This is a genomic window from Micromonospora sp. KC213 (genome assembly GCF_004348325.1).
Classification (GTDB): domain Bacteria; phylum Actinomycetota; class Actinomycetes; order Mycobacteriales; family Micromonosporaceae; genus Micromonospora.
Window position 1 is genome coordinate 1 of record NZ_SMKF01000134.1, and the last position, 16830, is coordinate 16830.

Consider the following 16830-nt stretch of genomic DNA (forward strand, 5'->3'; position numbering starts at 1 on the left):
GGTGTTGCTGCTGGACCGGGCCGCATTCCCCCGCGACAAGGCCTGCGGGGACGGAATCGCCGCGCACGCGCTGGACGTCCTCGCCGAACTGGGGGTCACCGACGCGGTGGCCGGGTACCCGCCGCTGCCGGCGCTGCGCCTGGTGGGACCGGGTGGGGGAGAGGTGGCGCGGCCGCTGCCCCGGCCCGCGTACACGGTGCCCCGCAAGGTGTTCGACGCCCGGGTGGTGGCGGCGGCGGTGCGCGCCGGGGCGGTGCTGCGCCGGCATTCGGTTCGCCGAATCGAACTGCGCGACGACCGGGTGGTCGTGGACGGGGCGTTCGCCGCCGGGGCGCTCGTCGGCGCCGACGGCGCCGGGTCGGTGGTCCGCCGGGCGCTCGGCCACCCGGTCAACCCGGACCGCCACCTGGCGCTGGCCATCCGAGGGTACGCCCCGGCGCTGCCCGGCCCGCCGGAGCAGCTCATCGTCACCTCGAGCCCGCGCTGGCCGGCGTACGCCTGGTCCTTCCCGATCGGTGACGGACGGGCGAACGTCGGGTACGGAGAGGTGCTGCGCGGCGAGCCGGTCAACCGCGCGCACCTGCTCGACCGGCTCGCCGCGCTGCTGCCGGCCACCGACGAGGCGATGGTCACCGAGCTGCGGGCGCACCATCTGCCGCTGTCGACGCACCGGCCGGCCCCCGGCCGGGGGCGGGTGGTGCTGGCCGGCGACGCACTGTCGTTGATCAATCCGTTCACCGGCGAAGGGATCTTCTACGCCCTGCTCTCCGGTGCGTTGGCGGGCTCGGCGGCGGCCGGCTCGCCGGGCCGGGCCGCCGACCGCTACGCCGCCGCCTTGCGTGGGCGGCTTGGTGCCCACCTGCGCCACAGCTCGGTGGCGGCCTGGCTGGCCCGGCACCGCCGGATCGTCGACGCGGCCGTCCGGGCGGCCCGCCGGGACGGCCGCGTCTACACGGCGGTCGTCGAGTTGGGCCTCGGCGACGGTCGGCTGGACGCGCGGACCCTTGCGATGATCGGTGTCGGTCTCTCGGCCCGGAGTTAACCACCCAGGTCACCATCGTCCGTGCGGGTCGCTACCCTGCAAGGTGATGACTCTGCGGAACATTCTCTACTCCGTGTACGAGCGCCGGCTGACGGCGAAGCTCGCAGGCCGGCCGGTGCCCCGGCACGTCGGGGTGATGTGCGACGGCAACCGCAGGTGGGCGCGGGAGATGGGGTACGTCGATCCGAACGACGGTCACCGGATGGGTGCCGAGCGGATCAAGGAGCTGCTGCGCTGGTGCGACGCGGCGGGCGTGGGCCACGTGACGCTCTGGCTGCTCTCCACCGACAACCTCTCCCGTCCGGCCGAGGAGTTGGATCCGCTGTTGCAGATCATCGAGGATCTGACCTCCGAGCTGGCCGAGGGGGGCAACCCCTGGCGGCTGCGGATGGTCGGGGCGCTGGACGTGCTGCCGGCACACCACGCCCACGCTCTCAAGGCGGCCGAGGAGCGCACCCGGGACCGCACCGGCGGTGCCCAGGTCAACATCGCCGTCGGGTACGGCGGGCGGCGCGAGATCGCCGACGCGGTGCGTTCGCTGCTGCTGGAGCATGCGGCGAAGGGCGGCACCATCGAGGAGTTGGCTGGCTCGCTGGACGTCGACCACATCTCCGAGCACCTGTACACCAGGGGTCTGCCGGACCCGGATCTGATCATCCGAACCAGTGGTGAACAGCGCCTGTCCGGCTTCATGCTGTGGCAGTCGGCGCACTCGGAGTTCTACTTCTGCGAACTGAACTGGCCGGACTTCCGCCGCGTCGACTTCCTGCGTGCCCTTCGCTCGTACGCCACCCGCCAACGTCGCTTCGGCACCTGACCCACCCGGCCCGCGCGCCCCGCCCGCGCTGGTTGATCACGAAGTTGGCGGCGGTGTGGATCTCTCTGGCTGCCGCCAACTGCACGATCACCGGGGTTGGGAGGGGGTCAGGTCAGGTGGTGCAGGGCCTTGGTGAGGAAGTCGCCCAGGGCGGCGGGGGAGTCGATGGTCAGGTCGGCGGCCTCGGCCACCTCGTGACCGGTCTCCGGGTTCGCCACCGCCACACAGACGCCGAGGAAGTCGGGGTCGGCGGCGGCCCGGGCGCGCAGCGCGACGAAGGCCTTGATGTCGGAGACGTCGTCGCCGAAGTACCAGGCGCCGCCGGCGCTGCGTACCACCTCGCCGATCACCAGGCCCTTGTCCCGGTCCACCGGCGGCTTCAGTTCCAGCACCATCCGGCCGGCCTGCACCTTGAGCCCGAGCCGTTCGGCCTGCGCCCGCCCCCACCGCTCGATCTGCGGGCCGAGTTCCGGCGCGGTACGCCAGTGCAGCGCGACGCTGAGCCGCTTGTACTCCACCAGGGCGCCGGCGGGCAGTTCGGCGCGGGCCAGGTCGGCCAACTCGGCCATGGTCGGCACCCAGGGCAGGGCGGCGGGCTCGGTCACGGTCGGGCCCCCGGAGTGGCTGTGCTCCAGGCCGTACAGGCCGTACAGGTCGATGCCGGCGAGGCCGCCCAGGTGGTCGCGGAGGAAATCCACCGGGCGTGCCGAGACGATCGCCACCCGCTGCACCACGGCGGCGAGCGTCTCCAGCGCGGCGAGCACCTTCGGCGCGGGCTGCACCGCGGTGGGGTCGTCGTCGACCGGCGCGAGAGTGCCGTCGAAGTCGAAGAAGAGCACGACGTCGGCCGCGCGTGCGGCGGTGGCACGCCAGGCGTGCTCGGCGTCCAACGGGGTCCTCGGCGGCTGGTTGCCCAGATTCAACGGCGGCACGCGCGACAGCGTACCCCGGGCTGCGTGGCTCATTCCTGGCCGCGAGATGACACCTTGACACCCCCCCGGGTGACGCTCGCGGCTTGCGGGATCAGCGTTCGGCAGCTCCCCGCCCGCGCCGTCCGAACGGGAGCACGGCCGCGTCCTGGCCGTGGCCAAGCAGGTAGCCCTCGACGAAGCCGGTGTTCCGGTCGCCGGTGTGCGCTTCGATCTCGTTGAGTCGCGCCACCAGGAACTCGGTCAGGGCGCTCACCCGGTCGTTGAGCCGCTCGTGCAGTTCGGCGAGGACCGCCAGGACAACCGCGGTGCCGGCGGTGGTCGCCGCGAGCAGGTTGACGACCAGGGGAAGCTGCTCGCCGTCGACTAGGCCGATCACCACGTTGGCGGTCACGCACGACGTCACCGACACCGCCGCGACCACGACTGCCCACCATTTCAGGGTCATGGACCGACCCCTCCTTCTGTCCCGCAGGGCCAGGTTCGGCCTTGTCCCGTCCCCCCACCGACGACGAGCCCAAGCAGTACGAATACGGACGCTAGCGCGCCTTCTCCGCGCCCGTGGTGGAACGATCAGGTCCCACCCGTCGTTCTTTCGCCATCTGAGGAACTACCCGGTCCGTTCTCCTCGTTTTCGGTCATCGACCGGCAGAGTCGGGCGATATGCGAGGTAACGAATGGTTTCTCGGATGTGGAACTTCTCCGTGTCGGAGACATTCGGGTCCACCAGCCGACGCAGCAGAGCCTCCACGTCAGGGTCCATCGGGGGTGAGTCGGGGACGTCGCGGGAGGCGGCGGCGCGGTCCCAGCCCAGCGCCGCGAAGGCGGTCGCCGGGTTGAGCCCGAGCCCCTCGCAGAAGGCGACCACCCGGTCGACCTCCGGGTCGCTGGCCCAGTCGCCGCGTACCCATCGGTTGATGGTCTGGCGGGAGACGCCGGTGCGGCGGGAGACCTCGGTGCCGGTCCAGGCGCGCATGGCGCGGGCGTCGTCGAGGGCTCGGCGGACGAACGTGGCGAAGGCGATCTTCCGGGCAGGGGTGGACTCGTTCACGTTCCGACGGTACGGCGAAACGTTCCGACGGCGGGGGCGGGCGCCGGCGTGTAACGCATATGTGACGACACTTCCGGACCATCCGCAGACGGGTCGGAGCTGCTGTTGAGGGGGGTCACCGGGGCAGAGTAGGCGGCTCTGTGGACGGGGGAAATCGGACGAAAAGCTGATACTGTCACGTCCATGGGACATTCTACGGTGTGTCACGTGCATGAGACGATCAGTGCTCATATGCGTCACGCTCCCGGTACGAGGAGGGTGCGGTGACCGAAGTCGCGACCCGCGCCCAGGCCTTCGGACTGATCGCGGAGGGGGTGGCCGCGGGATTGAGCGCACCCTGGCGCCTCTACCTCGCCCGCGGATGCCGTTATCTGTCACTGAGCGTCGGGGACCGGGCCGAGTGGAACGCGTGGCGTACCCACCTCGGCTGTCCGGAGCTGAGCGTCCGGGTCTACGACGCCGGTGGCGAGATCCGACGCTCCTCGGTCGCCGAGGTGGTCCTGGACGGCTGCCGGATCAGCGTCGAGCTGGTCGAGGAGATCGGCACCGACGACCTGGACCAACTCCTGGTCGCCGACCCCACCGCCATCGAGCCGGAGGACCGGTGACCAGGCCGGGGCGGCGTACCGGGGCCGCCGGATGAGTCCTCTGCTCGCGGTCTTCCTCGTCCTGGTCCTCGGTGCCACGAGTTATGCGGCCGGGCGGCTGCATGGGCAGCTCAGCTACCGGATCGGCTACCGCTTCGGCTACCGGCAGGGTTACTTCGACGGTGACCGGGGGGCATGGAACCGGCGCCGGCGCGAGGCCCAGGCCGCGATCGCCTCGGCGCTGGCGGTCCCGGTCAGCGGACCCCCGGCGACGCCGGCAGGCTCGGCCCGGCCGGTGAGTGGCGGAACGGCGGCCGGCGGCGTCGCCGGCGCGATTCCGGTCGCCGGCGGCACGGTCCAGGCTGCGGCCGGCACCGTCCCGGTACCGGCCGGGCGACAGGGCACCACGTACACCGGTGCCGCGTTCACCGCCCCCGGCGTGCCGGTCGCCGGCCAGCATCAGACCGGGACGCTGGTACGGCGGCAGGGCTGAGCGCCGCCACCTGACGCGGCGCGTCGTTCGTTGCGGACACGCACCGTCGGGCCACGTCAGACCGGTGACGATGGTCCACCGGCCGGGATGCGCGCAGGGGGCATGCATCCCGGCCGGTCCGTCCCGCCTCCGAACGGGGAGATCCACGCGACCTCTAGCCGAGGGGGCCGGACGCCGCTAGCGTCTAGACATGGCACGGGGTTCTCCCGGGCCAGCCGGCCGCCCGGATCTGCGACCTCGCACACGGGGTTCCGCATCCGACCCCGTGTCCCCGGGCACCGGAGGAGGCGGAACACGGATGGCGGGTGCGCATCCGTCGGAGCAGGCCTGTGACCAATCGCCGTACGACCGCAGGTGCCGACCAGAACCCGGCCGCGACCGCCACGACCCGCCGAGCCACCCGGAGCCGCCGCACCACGGCCGGCGCTGCGGCCGGCCCCGAGGAGCCCCGACCAGCCGGCCAGGCGTTCGTCCTGGACACCTCGGTACTCCTGTCCGACCCGGCGGCCTTCCACCGGTTCGCCGAGCACGAGGTGGTGCTCCCCCTCGTCGTCATCTCCGAGTTGGAGGGCAAGCGCCACCACCCGGAGCTGGGTTGGTTCGCCCGGCAGTCCCTGCGGATGCTGGACGAGCTGCGGGTGCGACACGGGCGGCTGGACCGCCCGGTGCCGGCGAACGACGTCGGTGGCACCCTGCGGGTGGAGTTGAACCACTCGGACGACGGGGTGCTGCCGCCGGGGTTCCGCACCGAGTCCAACGACGCGCGGATCCTCTCCGTGGCGTTGAACCTCGCCGCCGAGGGGCGGGACGTCACCCTGGTCAGCAAGGACATGCCGTTGCGGGTGAAGGCCGCCTCGGTCGGCCTGAAGGCCGACGAGTACCGGCACGGCCAGGCCAGCGATCCGACCTGGACCGGCATGGCCGAACTGGAGTTGGGCGAGGACGACATCGGCCGGCTGTACGCGGGGGAGACCCTCGACCTGGACGCGGCAGCCGGTCTGCCCTGCCACACCGGCCTGGTGCTGCACTCCGCCCGCGGCTCGGCCCTGGGCCGGGTGCTGCCGGACAAGACCGTCCGGCTGGTTCGCGGTGACCGGGAGGCGTTCGGCGTGCACGGCCGTTCGGCCGAGCAGCGGATCGCCCTGGATCTGCTCCTGGACGAGTCGATCGGGATCGTCTCGATGGGCGGGCGGGCCGGCACGGGCAAGTCGGCGCTGGCGCTCTGCGCCGGGTTGGAGGCGGTGATGGAGCGCCGCCGGCACAAGAAGGTGGTCGTCTTCCGCCCGCTGTACGCCGTGGGTGGCCAGGAGCTGGGCTACCTGCCCGGCTCCGAGGCGGAGAAGATGTCGCCCTGGGCCCAGGCGGTCTTCGACACCCTGGGCGCGGTGGTACACGAGAACGTGCTGGAGGAGGTCACCTCCCGGGGCATCCTGGAGGTGCTGCCGCTGACCCACATCCGGGGCCGGAGCCTGCACGACGCCTTCGTCATCGTCGACGAGGCGCAGTCGCTGGAGCGAGGTGTGCTGCTCACCGTCCTGTCCCGGATCGGTCAGGGCTCCCGCGTGGTGCTCACCCACGACGTCGCGCAGCGGGACAACCTCCGGGTGGGACGGCATGACGGTGTGACGGCGGTGATCGAGGCGTTGAAGGGGCACCCCCTCTTCGCGCACGTCACGCTGAGCCGGTCGGAGCGGTCGCCGATCGCGGCGATGGTGACGGATTTGTTGGAGGACATCCCCCACTGACCGGACCGTTGTCCCTGTCTGTCCGCATTCATGTTGTGGCACAGATCACAATACGGCCTGGTGGTTTCCCATCAGCCTCACTGTGCGCGATGGTGTCCAGCGAGCGCCCACGTCCCGAAAGGATCGTCCGGCATCGTTCGTCCCACGGGCGGGCGGGTCCGGCGACGCTCGGAACGTCGATGGCGACCCCTGCGGTCGGGGCGCTCGCGGCACCGCCGCGCCCGGTGTGACGGCCGGCCCGTGCCGCGTCCTTGCCCCCGACGAAGGGACACTTCGTGAGTCGGCTGTGGAGCCGGTTCGGCGCCCGCACCGCCGCTGTCGCGCTGCTCTCCGTGGGTGTCGCCGGCGGTTTCTATCTGGGCGAAGACCGGGAGACCCAGCAACAGGGCCTGACCGAACAGGTCGGCCGCGTGGTCGACGAGGCCGAGTACGACTACCAGCGGGAGCGGCAGGCCCAGCACCGGACCGAGTCCGCCAAGCAGCGCGTCGCCGAGTACCAGGCGAAGCTGCGCGCCGCCGAGGCGGCCAAGGCGGCAGCGGAGCGGGCCCGGAAGGCCGAGGCCGCCGCCGCGTCACGTAAGAAGGCCCGCGAGGCCGCCGAGAAGGCGGCGAAGGAAGCCGAGACCAAGCCGTACGACGGCCCGATCCCGGCCTCCTGCAACGAGTACAGCGGCAACCGGAAGATCGGCTGCGCGCTGCTGCTCGACCAGGGCTTCAAGATCGACCAGATGCCCTGTCTGGACAAGCTCTGGACCAAGGAGAGCGGCTGGAACCACAAGGCCGTCAACCGGTCCTCCGGGGCGTACGGCATCCCCCAGTCGTATCCCGGCAGCAAGATGAGCTCGGTCGCCGACGACTGGCGGACCAACCCCGCGACGCAGATCACGTGGGGTCTCGGCTACATCAAGGGCCGGTACGACAACCCGTGCGGCGCCTGGGCCAAGAGCCAGCGCTCCGGCTACTACTGATCCCGTTCGGGTCGACGGCGGGGCGGGTGCTCGACCACCCACCCCGCCGTCGTCGTACCCGGGCACGCGGGACGTGAGTGGCGGTCGGCCGGGAATGCTGATAGCTCTTGACGGGTGACCCTGCACCCGGCGGGCGGCGACCCGCACCGGTTCGGCACCGACGCGTTCTACGCGTCGCTGGGCCGTGCCTTCGTCGCCATGTGCGCGGTGGTGCCGTTCCTCTTCCTCATCGAGGCGCTCGACCAGGGGCTCGCCCTCGGTCTCGACGTGGCGGCCGGAATCATTCCGATGCGCATCGAAGGGCTCGACGGGGTCTTCTTCTCGGCGTTCCTGCACCACGGCTTCGACCACCTCTACAGCAACAGCATCCCGCTGATCCTGCTCGGCACCTTCGTGCTCGCCGCCGGCACCCGACGTTTCCTCTGGTCCACTTTGATCATCATCCTGGTCAGCGGGCTCGGGGTCTGGTTCACCGGCGCACCCAACTCGGTGGTGGTGGGCGCCAGCGGGGTCATCTTCGGCTACCTCGGCATCCTGCTCACCCGGGGCATCGTCGAGCGGAGCTGGTGGAACTTCGCCGTGGTGCTGCTGGTCGGTCTGCTCTACGGCTGGCAGCTGCTCGGCATCCTCCCCACCGACGAGCGCATCTCCTGGCAGGGTCACCTGTTCGGGCTGCTCGGCGGGGTCGTCGCGGCGATCCTGTTCCGTCGGCGCAGGCCCGAGTCGTACGACCCGTACCATCCCGGGTCGACCCTCACCCTGCCCTGACCGGGTTCCCCGGCCCGGCGCGGCCCCGGGATGCTTGCCCGGCCGGGGCAACCGGCCTACCGTCGGCAGCAGCACGCGTCGAACGCCGAGCGGAAAGCGACGGTACGCCATGCGCGAGGTCGATGTCGCGGTGATCGGAGCCGGTCCGGCGGGCCTCTTCGCGGCGTACTACGCCGGGTTCCGCGGGCTGTCGGTGGCGGTGATCGACGCGCTGCCCGAACCGGGCGGGCAGATCACCGCGATGTACCCGGAGAAGCTGATCCACGACGTCGCCGGGTTCCCCGCCGTCAAGGGGCGGGACCTGGTGGCGAACCTCGTCGCCCAGGCCGCCCCCTACCATCCGGACTACCTGCTCGGCTGTCGCGCGGAGAAGCTGTCGTACGCCGACGGGCGGCCGGTGCTCGGCCTGGCCGGCGGTGACCAGCTGCACTGCGGGGCGGTGCTGGTCACCGGCGGACTGGGCAGCTTCAGTCCGCGTCCGCTGCCGGTGGCGGAGGGCTTCGTCGGCGCCGGGATCGTCTACTTCGTACCGGAGCCCGCCGCGTTGGCCGGCCGGGACGTGCTGATCGTCGGCGGCGGTGACTCGGCCTTCGACTGGGCGGCGACCCTGCAACCGCTGGCCCGCTCGGTGACCCTGGTGCACCGGCGGGAGCGGTTCCGGGCGCACGCCGGCACGGTGGCCCGGGTGCTGGCGTCACCCGTACGGGTCATCGTCAACGCCGAGGTGACCCGGCTGCACGGCGACGTCTCGGTGACCGCCGCCGAGATCGCCGTGCGTGGCGGCGCTGCCGAGACCCTGCCGGTCGACACGGTGGTCGCGGCGCTCGGCTTCACCGCGGACCTGGGGCCGTTGGCCGAGTGGGGACTGCGCCTGGACCGCCGGCACATCGTGGTGGACAGCGCGATGGCCACCAACCTGCCCCGGGTCTTCGCCGCCGGGGACATCACCGAGTACCCGGGCAAGGTACGGCTGATCGCCACCGGATTCGGCGAGGCGGCGACCGCCGTCAACAACGCCGCGACCGTGATCGATCCCACCGCGCACCTCTTCCCCGGCCACTCCTCCGACGCCGGCTGACCGGGCCGGCCGTCGTGCCGGCGGGTCGCCGCGGTCAGCGGGGCAGACCGATGAGGTCGGCCATCAGCGCGCTGCGCCGCTGAGCCGGGTGGCGGCGGTCGGTGGTCAGCGGCGCGGTGCCGGCCCGAGCGCCGCGATCAGCACCGCGACCAGGGTCAGCGCCGCGCCGGCCAGGGCCGCCGGCCCCGGATGTGAGGCCGCGGTGGGCAGGAGCAGGTCCAGCAGAACGGCACCGATGACCTGCCCGGCGATGGTGGCCAGTCCGAACAGCAGGACCCCGGTGAACCGGACGAGGGCCGCCGCGACGGCGATGAAGACGATGCCGATCGTTCCACCCAGGTACAGCCAGGGCTCGCCGGGCAGGACCCCGCCGGGCCGGCCACGGACGGCCATCTCCACCGCGAGGGTGGCGAGCAGGGCCACCGTGCCGACCGAGAAGTTGACCAGCGTGGCGGTCAGGGCGCTGCCCGCGGCGTCCCGGACCCGGGCGTTGACCGCCTGCTGCCAGGCGATGCCCATCCCGGCCAGCAGCGGCAGCGGGGCCAATGCCAACGCCTCCGGATCGGCGAGCCGGTCACCCACCGCCAGCAGGACCGCCAGCACGGTCAGCACCGCGCCGGCCACCCTCGCCGTGGTGACCCGCTGCCGACCGGCCGGGCCCACCCCGGCCCGGTCCACCGCGAGGCTGCTCGCCGACTGGCCGGCCACCACCGCCACCGTGAAGACCGCCACCCCCAGGGCGCCGATGGTCAGACCCTGGGTGGCCACCAGGAACGCGCCGCATACCCCGCCCAGGCACTGCCACGGGCGCAGCGTCCCGCCGCCGAGCGCCGCGCGTAACTCGCGCAGGCCCCGCCGCCCGGCCGGGACGGCGGGGACCAGCACCAGCAGCACCAGCAGACCTGACGCGAAGGAGACCACCGCGGCGGCGATCCCGTCGGCCAGGCGTACCCCCAGTTCGCCGTTGATCCAGGACTGCACCGCGACGGCGACCCCCGACGCGGTCGCCAGCCCGACGCCGGCGATCCGCCGGGACGCCGGCGCGGTTGGCGGTGCGACCGTTTTGGTCGCGCTCACTCCTGTTCGGCCAGCGGACGCCCATCGAAGTCGATCGCCGAGTAGAGGGCCAACTTCTCCAGCCGGTGGTACGAGTCGATCACCCGGATGGTGCCGCTCTTGGAGCGCATCACGATCGACTGGGTGTACGCCCCACCCGCCCGGTACCGCACGCCGCGCAGCAGATCGCCGGAGGTGACGCCGGTGGCCACGAAGAAGCAGTTGTCGCCCGTGACCAGGTCGTCCGTGGTCAGCACCCGATCCAGGTCGTGCCCGGCGGCCAGCGCCTTCTCCCGCTCCTCGGCGTCGCGCGGCCAGAGCTTGGCCTGCATGACCCCGCCCATGCACTTGAGCGCGCAGGCCGCCGTGATCCCCTCCGGGGTGCCGCCGATGCCCATCAGCGCGTCGACGTCGGATTCGCCCCGGGCGGCGGCGATCGCGCCGGCGATGTCGCCGTCGGAGATGAACCGGATGCCCGCCCCGGTCCGCCGGATCTGCCCCACCAGGTCGTCGTGCCGGGGCCGGTCGAGGACACAGACCGTGACCTCGGCGACGTCGGTCCCCTTGACCTTCGCGATCCGGCGGATGTTCTCCGCGACCCCGGCGTTGATGTCGACGGCGTCGGCGTACACCGGGCCGACGGCCAGTTTCTCCATGTAGAAGACGGCGCTGGGGTCGAACATCGCCCCCCGTTCGGCCACCGCCAGCACCGCGAGCGCGTTCGGCATGCCCTTGCTCATCAGAGTCGTACCGTCGATCGGGTCCACCGCCACGTCGACCTCGGGACCGGTGCCGTCGCCCACCTCCTCGCCGTTGAAGAGCATCGGCGCGTTGTCCTTCTCGCCCTCGCCGATCACCACCACCCCGCGCATCGGGATCGAGTTGATCAGCTTGCGCATCGCGTCGACGGCTGCCCCGTCGCCGCCCTCCTTGTCGCCCCGGCCGACCCAGCGGCCGGCGGCCATCGCCGCGGCCTCGGTGACCCGGACCAGGTCGAGGGCGAGGTTGCGGTCGAGATCCTGGGGGATCCGCGTCCTGGTGTTCGTCATACGGCTTCCTCCTCGCGACGTTGCGGGGTGGACCGGCAGAGTGCGGCGTCGCCGCCGCCGGCTTTGTCGCTGATCCTCACACGATGCCAGCTCCGGAGCCGGAGCGGGGCGAAGGTGTGGCGGATGACCGTACCGTCGGGGCTGCGAGAATGGTCCGGTGGAACCCGCACAGCCTGCCGAACGCGTACCCGCCGACCAGATCCCGCCGCCGCAGGAGCCGCCGTCGACGAGCCCGGCCCGGGCAACCGACCTGGCGACCTCGTCGAGCGAGCCGGATCCGGCGGTGGTGGAGCCGCCGGCCGGGACGGCCGGCGGGGAGCCCGCGCTGGTCGCGCCGCCGCCAGCCGGTGCCGGTGGTCCGCGCCGGGTCGGCCGACCCGCTGGGAAGGAGAAGGCCCGCTCCGAGCGGTCGCCGAAGGACATGGCGTTGTCGCTTCTGGTGCTGCTCGTCCCGATCGCCCTGCTGCTCGCCTTCTACCGCGGCTTTCTCGGCGGTGAGCAGCCCGTCGTCGTCGATCCCGGCCCCGCCTACGAGTCGGCCCGGTCGGCCGGCGCCTTCCCGATCAGCGAGCCGACCGGGCTGGGCTCCGGCTGGCGTACGGTCAGCGCCAGCTACCGCGCCGTGGACGGTGGTGCCAACCTGCGGGTCGGCTACCTCACCCCGGAGGGGCGGGGCGTGCAGCTCGTGCAGAGCAACGTCCCGCCGGAGAAGCTGCTCCCGCACGAGCTGACCGCGCAGGGGCAGCCGCAGGGCCCGACCGACCTGGGCGGGCGCAGTTGGCAGCGGTACACCGGCCGGGGCAACGACCAGGCCCTGGTGCTGCTCGAACCCGACCGTACGGTGATCGTGGTCGGTGACGCCCGCGAGGGCGAGCTACGTCAGCTGGCCGGCGCCCTCCGGTAACAGCGCCGGCCGGTCGTCCGCCCACGGGCATCGGTCGCACCGGGCAGGGATTGGCGAAGGCGGCATCTGGGAACAGAAGGTACGCGGCCTCGTCGGTGCGGTCTCCCGGCCGACGCCGCTCGAACGCCGGGGCAGGAGCAGCTCCGGCCGCCACGCCTCCGGCGCCCGCGCGGGCCGGACGACCGATGAGAGGTTCCCGTGACCATTCGGCGCTTCAGTGCGGCGGTCTTCGCCGCGACGCTCCTCACGCCTGGCTTGGCCGCCTGCAGCAGCACCGGGACCGGCGAGGCAGGGGTCTCCGCGTCCCCGACCACCTCCGTCAGCGCCTCATCCGGGGCCACCGGGGCAGTCGACAGTGACGCCAAGCAGGCCCTGCTGAATTCCACCAACGCGATCCGCACCGGCAACTTCCGCTTCACCATGGCCGGTGCCGGCTCCACCGCCGAGGGGCAGGTGCACGAGCCGAGTCAGAGCGCCGAGATGCGCGTCATGATCGGCGACGCGTCCTCGGACCTGATGATGAAGCTCGACCTGATCCATGCCAAACCGGACAGTTGGGTGAAGCTGGAACTCGGCGGCACCGCTGCCAGCAGCGTCCCCGGGGTACGGCAGCTCAACCTCGGCAAGTACCAGCATCTCGACCAGAACCGGATCAAGGGCAACAGGGCGCTGGGCTTCGACTTCGAGGCCGTGGACCCGGCCGGCAGCACGGTGCTGACCCAGGGGATCACCGAGGTCCGGCAGACCGGCGAGGGCAGCTACGCCGGCACCCTGGACGTGTCGAAGGCGGCCCAGGCCGGCTCACTCGACCCGTCGGTGATCACCGCGCTCGGGCAGCAGGCGCAGTCGGTGCCGTTCACCGCGAAGCTGGACCCGCAGGGCCGGCTGAGCGAGCTGGTCGTCCGGATCCCGGCCGCCGGCCAGCGCGCCGCGCAGGACATCAAAATCACCTACTCGGACTACGGCACCGCCACCGCCGCCCGCAAGCCCCCGGCCGACCAGGTGGTCGAGGCGCCGCCGGAGTTCTACAACCTGTTCGACTGACCGGGTCGGCATCCACGCCGGCTTGGCACCTGCCGGTCCCCGCACGGCTCTGTCCGCCGCGAACGGCGGTGTCCCTGGAGGCGGACACCGCCGTTCGCGCCAACCGGGCCGCTCGGACGCGTCCCCATCAACACCATCGGCCCCGTCTGGGACGAAACCGGGGCGTCAGGAGTCGGCGGCCTGGCGGGCGGCGTCGATGCGAACCCGCGCCCCGTCCAGCCAACGCTGGCAGGTCGCGGCCAGCCGTTCACCGCGCTCCCAGAGCGCCAACGACTCCTCCAACGACGTGCCGCCGGCCTCCAACTTCTCCACCACCTGCGCCAGTTCGGCGCGGGCCTGCTCGTAGCTGAGCCGTTCGTCGTTCGTCACTTCGCCCATCACGACTTCCTCATCGCCTCGACGGTCACGCCCAGCTCGCCCTCGGCGAGGCGTACCCGTAGTGGATCGCCCTCGTCCACCTCACCCGCCGCACGCACCACTCGGCCGTCGGCGCGCTGCACGATCGCGTACCCCCGGTCGAGGGTGGCCGCGGGGGAGAGGCCACGCAGCCGGGCCAGGGTGTGCCGCAGGTCCTCGGCGGCGGCGCCGAGGCGGTGATCCAGGCAGCGGCCCGCCCGGTCGCGCAGCGCGGTGACCTCGGCGGCCCGCTGGTCGACCATCACCTGCGGGCGGGCCAGCACCGGCCGGGACCGCAGCGAGTCGAGGCGGTGCTGTTCCCGGTCGACCAGGTTGCGCACCGCGCGCTCCAGCCGCGAGCGGGCCTGGCCGATGAGGCGTACCTCCTCGGTGAGGTCGGGGACGACCCGCTTCGCCGCGTCGGTCGGCGTGGACGCGCGGACGTCGGCGACATAGTCGACCAACGGTGCGTCCGTCTCGTGACCGATCGCACTGACCACCGGCGTACGGCAGGCGAAGACCGCCCGGCAGAGCGCCTCGTCGGAAAAGGGCAGCAGGTCCTCGATGCTGCCGCCGCCCCGGGCCAGGACGATCACGTCGATGGTGGGATCGGCGTCGAGGACCCGCAACGCGTCGACGATCTGCGGCACCGCGCCCGGCCCCTGCACCGCCACGTTGACCGTGCGGAACTCGACCGCCGGCCAGCGTCGCCGGGCGTTGGTGAGCACGTCCCGCTCGGCGGCCGAGGCCCGGCCGGTGATCAGCCCGATCCGCTGGGGCAGGAACGGCGGCCGGCGCTTGCGGGCCCGGTCGAAGAGCCCCTCGGCGGCGAGCAGCTTCTTGAGCTTCTCCAGCCGGGCCAGCAGCTCACCGAGCCCCACCTGCCGGATCTCGTCGGCGCGCAGGCTCAACGTGCCCCGGGCCGCGTAGAACTCGGGCTTGGCGTGCAGCACCACCCGGGCACCCTCGCGTAGCTCCGGTGCGCCGGAATCGAGGACGTCCCGGTTGGTGGTCACGGTGAGACTCAGATCGGCGGACGGGTCACGCAGGGTGAGGAAGACCGTGCTGGCGCCGGGGCGCCGGCTGATCTGCGCGACCTGCCCGTCCACCCAGACCCAGCCGAGCCGGGCGATCCAGGCGCCGACCTTCTGGCTGACCACCCGGACCGGCCAGGGCTCCTCCGGGGTGCTGCGGGGGGCGTCGGTCACCCGCCCACCCTACGGTCCGGCCCCGACGGCCTGAGCCAGGCCCGACCGGGCGTGCCGTACGCCGGGGTGGGCGGTGAGCACCTCGTGCATCTCGACCAGAGATGGCACCGGCCGCCCATTGCCGGTCCGCGCATCCTGCCAGCCGCCGGCCCCGCCTGTGGCACGGGTCGCAGCGTCTGCCGGCCGTAGGGGCGGCACGTACGATGGTCGGGTGACTCAGGCTGAGACGACTCCCCGGACCGGCAAGCGCGTGCTCCTGGCCAAGCCCCGCGGCTACTGCGCGGGTGTGGACCGGGCGGTGCAGACCGTCGAGGAGGCGCTGAAGCTCTACGGCGCCCCGATCTACGTACGCAAGCAGATCGTGCACAACAAGCACGTGGTGCGGACGCTGGAGGCCCAGGGCGCGATCTTCGTGGAGGAGAACGAGGAGGTGCCCGAGGGTGCCACCGTCATCTTCTCCGCGCACGGCGTGGCCCCGGAGGTGTACGAGCAGGCCCGGGAGCGCTCGCTGAGGGCGATCGACGCGACCTGCCCGCTGGTGACCAAGGTGCACCAGGAGGCCAAGCGGTTCGCCGCCGAGGACTACGACATCCTGCTCATCGGCCACGAGGGGCACGAGGAGGTCATCGGCACCGCCGGCGAGGCTCCCGCGCACATCCAACTGGTCGACGGCCCGGACGGCGTGGACAAGGTCACCGTGCGCGACCCGAACAAGGTCGTCTGGCTGTCCCAGACCACCCTGTCGGTGGACGAGACGATGGAGACGGTGGCCCGGCTCAAGTCCCGGCTGCCGCTGCTGCAGTCGCCGCCCAGCGACGACATCTGCTACGCCACCTCCAACCGGCAGCACGTGGTCAAGGAGATCGCCCCCGAGTGTGACGTGGTGATCGTGGTGGGTTCGCGCAACTCCTCCAACTCGGTACGCCTGGTCGAGGTGGCCCTGGACGCCGGGGCCCGCGCCGGGCACCTGGTCGACTTCGCCCACGAGATCGACGACGCCTGGCTTGCCGGGGCCAGCACGGTGGGCCTGACCTCGGGCGCCAGCGTGCCGGACGAGTTGGTGCAGGAGGTGCTGGCGCGCCTGGCCGCGCGGGGCTTCACCGACGTGGACGAGGTGGTCACCGCCAACGAGCGACTGACCTTCTCGCTGCCGCAGGAGCTCAAGCGGGACATGAAGGCGGCGGCGGCTCGCGGCTGATCGACCGGAACGGATCGCGCTCCGATCACGTCCCATTGCGCATGAAGACTCCTCGGATGGCCCTCGTCGCGCTGATCGCCGCTGCGACGCTGACCGCCTGCGCCGATACGGGCACCCCCGGCCCTTCGGAAGGATCCCCGGTGACCAGTACCCCCGGCAGCGAACCGGCCGACCCGACCACGCCGCCGGGCGCGTCCCCCACGGTGCCACCGCCGGGGGCGTCCCCCACGGTGCCGCCGCCGATCAAGCCGTCGGGGCCGAAGGTGCCGCCCGGCCCGGGCGCGACGGAGATCTCCGGCACGGTGACGTCCGGCGTGGAGCCGGGCTGTCTGCTGCTCGACGGGTACCAGCTCATCGGTGGCCCGCGTGACGTGCTGACTCCGGGCGCGAAGGTCACCGTCACCGGCAAGCCCCAAGCCGACCTGCTGACCGTCTGCCAGCAGGGCACTCCCTTCAAGGTCGAGTCTGCCCGCCGCTCCTGACGCCCACCCAACCCC

The 16830-nt window shown here is 72.4% G+C and carries 19 protein-coding genes; 12 read left to right on the plus strand and 7 right to left on the minus strand.

What is annotated here, in order from left to right; translation table 11 throughout:
- The coding region (locus tag E1166_RS22665) for a geranylgeranyl reductase (protein ID WP_132341789.1) at positions 1 to 1042 on the plus strand (1042 nt) is incomplete at its 5' end.
- A gap of 46 nt (positions 1043 to 1088) precedes the next feature.
- On the plus strand, positions 1089 to 1859 hold the full coding sequence (locus E1166_RS22670) for an isoprenyl transferase (protein WP_132271174.1): 771 nt from the start codon (positions 1089 to 1091) through the stop codon (positions 1857 to 1859).
- A gap of 107 nt (positions 1860 to 1966) precedes the next feature.
- On the opposite strand, the gene otsB is transcribed toward E1166_RS22670, so the two are convergent.
- From otsB to E1166_RS22685, 3 genes are all read right to left on the minus strand, one after another.
- Positions 1967 to 2791: a trehalose-phosphatase gene (otsB, locus tag E1166_RS22675; RefSeq protein WP_132341791.1), complete on the minus strand. Its 825-nt coding sequence runs from the start codon at positions 2789 to 2791 to the stop codon at positions 1967 to 1969.
- 91 nt (positions 2792 to 2882) lie between these two features.
- On the minus strand, positions 2883 to 3236 hold the full coding sequence (locus E1166_RS22680; RefSeq protein WP_132341793.1) for a hypothetical protein: 354 nt from the start codon (positions 3234 to 3236) through the stop codon (positions 2883 to 2885).
- A 162-nt stretch (positions 3237 to 3398) separates the two neighbouring features.
- Positions 3399 to 3839: an XRE family transcriptional regulator gene (locus tag E1166_RS22685; protein ID WP_132341795.1), complete on the minus strand. Its 441-nt coding sequence runs from the start codon at positions 3837 to 3839 to the stop codon at positions 3399 to 3401.
- 263 nt (positions 3840 to 4102) lie between these two features.
- Here E1166_RS22685 and E1166_RS22690 point away from each other — a divergent pair, with 263 nt between their 5' ends.
- From E1166_RS22690 to E1166_RS22715, 6 genes are all read left to right on the plus strand, one after another.
- Positions 4103 to 4447, plus strand: coding sequence for a hypothetical protein (locus E1166_RS22690; RefSeq protein ID WP_132341797.1), 345 nt, complete (start codon positions 4103 to 4105; stop codon positions 4445 to 4447).
- A gap of 31 nt (positions 4448 to 4478) precedes the next feature.
- On the plus strand, positions 4479 to 4919 hold the full coding sequence (locus E1166_RS22695; protein WP_132341799.1) for a hypothetical protein: 441 nt from the start codon (positions 4479 to 4481) through the stop codon (positions 4917 to 4919).
- 329 nt (positions 4920 to 5248) lie between these two features.
- Positions 5249 to 6664, plus strand: coding sequence for a PhoH family protein (locus tag E1166_RS22700; RefSeq protein ID WP_132266638.1), 1416 nt, complete (start codon positions 5249 to 5251; stop codon positions 6662 to 6664).
- A 275-nt stretch (positions 6665 to 6939) separates the two neighbouring features.
- Positions 6940 to 7632 carry a transglycosylase SLT domain-containing protein gene (locus E1166_RS22705; RefSeq protein ID WP_132266641.1) on the plus strand — a complete coding sequence of 231 codons (693 nt, stop codon included), beginning with the start codon at positions 6940 to 6942 and terminating at the stop codon, positions 7630 to 7632.
- A 114-nt stretch (positions 7633 to 7746) separates the two neighbouring features.
- Complete coding sequence (locus E1166_RS22710; protein WP_132266644.1) at positions 7747 to 8400, plus strand: rhomboid family intramembrane serine protease; 654 nt, start codon at positions 7747 to 7749, stop codon at positions 8398 to 8400.
- Between the two features lie 109 nt (positions 8401 to 8509).
- Entirely contained in the window at positions 8510 to 9478 is a 969-nt protein-coding gene (locus E1166_RS22715; RefSeq protein WP_132341801.1) for an NAD(P)/FAD-dependent oxidoreductase, read from the plus strand.
- 105 nt (positions 9479 to 9583) lie between these two features.
- Here the strand turns inward: E1166_RS22715 and E1166_RS22720 are convergent, their stop codons facing one another.
- Together E1166_RS22720 and glpX are read right to left on the minus strand one after the other, a co-directional pair.
- Positions 9584 to 10555, minus strand: a complete 972-nt coding sequence (locus tag E1166_RS22720; protein WP_132341803.1) for a DMT family transporter — start codon at positions 10553 to 10555, stop codon at positions 9584 to 9586.
- Positions 10552 to 11583, minus strand: a complete 1032-nt coding sequence (gene glpX / locus E1166_RS22725; protein WP_132341805.1) for a class II fructose-bisphosphatase — start codon at positions 11581 to 11583, stop codon at positions 10552 to 10554. Before glpX ends, E1166_RS22720 begins: the two co-directional genes overlap by 4 nt.
- 157 nt (positions 11584 to 11740) lie before the next feature.
- On the opposite strand from glpX, the gene E1166_RS22730 reads away from it, so the two are divergent.
- Positions 11741 to 12487, plus strand: a complete 747-nt coding sequence (locus E1166_RS22730; protein WP_132341807.1) for a DUF4245 domain-containing protein — start codon at positions 11741 to 11743, stop codon at positions 12485 to 12487.
- Between the two features lie 198 nt (positions 12488 to 12685).
- Positions 12686 to 13531 (plus strand): hypothetical protein, encoded by an 846-nt coding sequence (locus E1166_RS22735; protein ID WP_132341809.1) that lies wholly within the window; start codon positions 12686 to 12688, stop codon positions 13529 to 13531.
- Between the two features lie 165 nt (positions 13532 to 13696).
- Here E1166_RS22735 and E1166_RS22740 read toward each other — a convergent pair whose 3' ends face one another.
- Both E1166_RS22740 and xseA read right to left on the minus strand, forming a co-directional pair.
- Positions 13697 to 13909 carry an exodeoxyribonuclease VII small subunit gene (locus E1166_RS22740; RefSeq protein ID WP_132341811.1) on the minus strand — a complete coding sequence of 71 codons (213 nt, stop codon included), beginning with the start codon at positions 13907 to 13909 and terminating at the stop codon, positions 13697 to 13699.
- The gene (gene xseA / locus E1166_RS22745) at positions 13909 to 15135 is read right to left on the minus strand and encodes an exodeoxyribonuclease VII large subunit (protein ID WP_132341813.1); all 1227 of its coding nucleotides are present in this window, start codon (positions 15133 to 15135) and stop codon (positions 13909 to 13911) included. The genes E1166_RS22740 and xseA overlap by 1 nt, the downstream gene beginning before the upstream one ends.
- A gap of 211 nt (positions 15136 to 15346) precedes the next feature.
- Here xseA and E1166_RS22750 point away from each other — a divergent pair, with 211 nt between their 5' ends.
- Positions 15347 to 16333, plus strand: a complete 987-nt coding sequence (locus E1166_RS22750; RefSeq protein ID WP_132341815.1) for a 4-hydroxy-3-methylbut-2-enyl diphosphate reductase — start codon at positions 15347 to 15349, stop codon at positions 16331 to 16333.
- A 41-nt stretch (positions 16334 to 16374) separates the two neighbouring features.
- Positions 16375 to 16815: a hypothetical protein gene (locus tag E1166_RS22755; protein WP_132341817.1), complete on the plus strand. Its 441-nt coding sequence runs from the start codon at positions 16375 to 16377 to the stop codon at positions 16813 to 16815.
- The last annotated feature ends 15 nt before the right edge of the window (positions 16816 to 16830 follow it).

What these genes read in the sequence shown, in the direction of transcription:
- E1166_RS22670 (WP_132271174.1), top strand. Translation starts at nt 1,089, where the DNA reads ATGACTCTGCGGAACATTCTCTACTCCGTGTACGAGCGCCGGCTGACG.
- E1166_RS22680 (WP_132341793.1), bottom strand. Translation starts at nt 3,236, where the DNA reads ATGACCCTGAAATGGTGGGCAGTCGTGGTCGCGGCGGTGTCGGTGACG.
- E1166_RS22695 (WP_132341799.1), top strand. Translation starts at nt 4,479, where the DNA reads ATGAGTCCTCTGCTCGCGGTCTTCCTCGTCCTGGTCCTCGGTGCCACG.
- E1166_RS22715 (WP_132341801.1), top strand. Translation starts at nt 8,510, where the DNA reads ATGCGCGAGGTCGATGTCGCGGTGATCGGAGCCGGTCCGGCGGGCCTC.
- glpX (WP_132341805.1), bottom strand. Translation starts at nt 11,583, where the DNA reads ATGACGAACACCAGGACGCGGATCCCCCAGGATCTCGACCGCAACCTC.
- E1166_RS22740 (WP_132341811.1), bottom strand. Translation starts at nt 13,909, where the DNA reads ATGGGCGAAGTGACGAACGACGAACGGCTCAGCTACGAGCAGGCCCGC.
- E1166_RS22755 (WP_132341817.1), top strand. Translation starts at nt 16,375, where the DNA reads ATGAAGACTCCTCGGATGGCCCTCGTCGCGCTGATCGCCGCTGCGACG.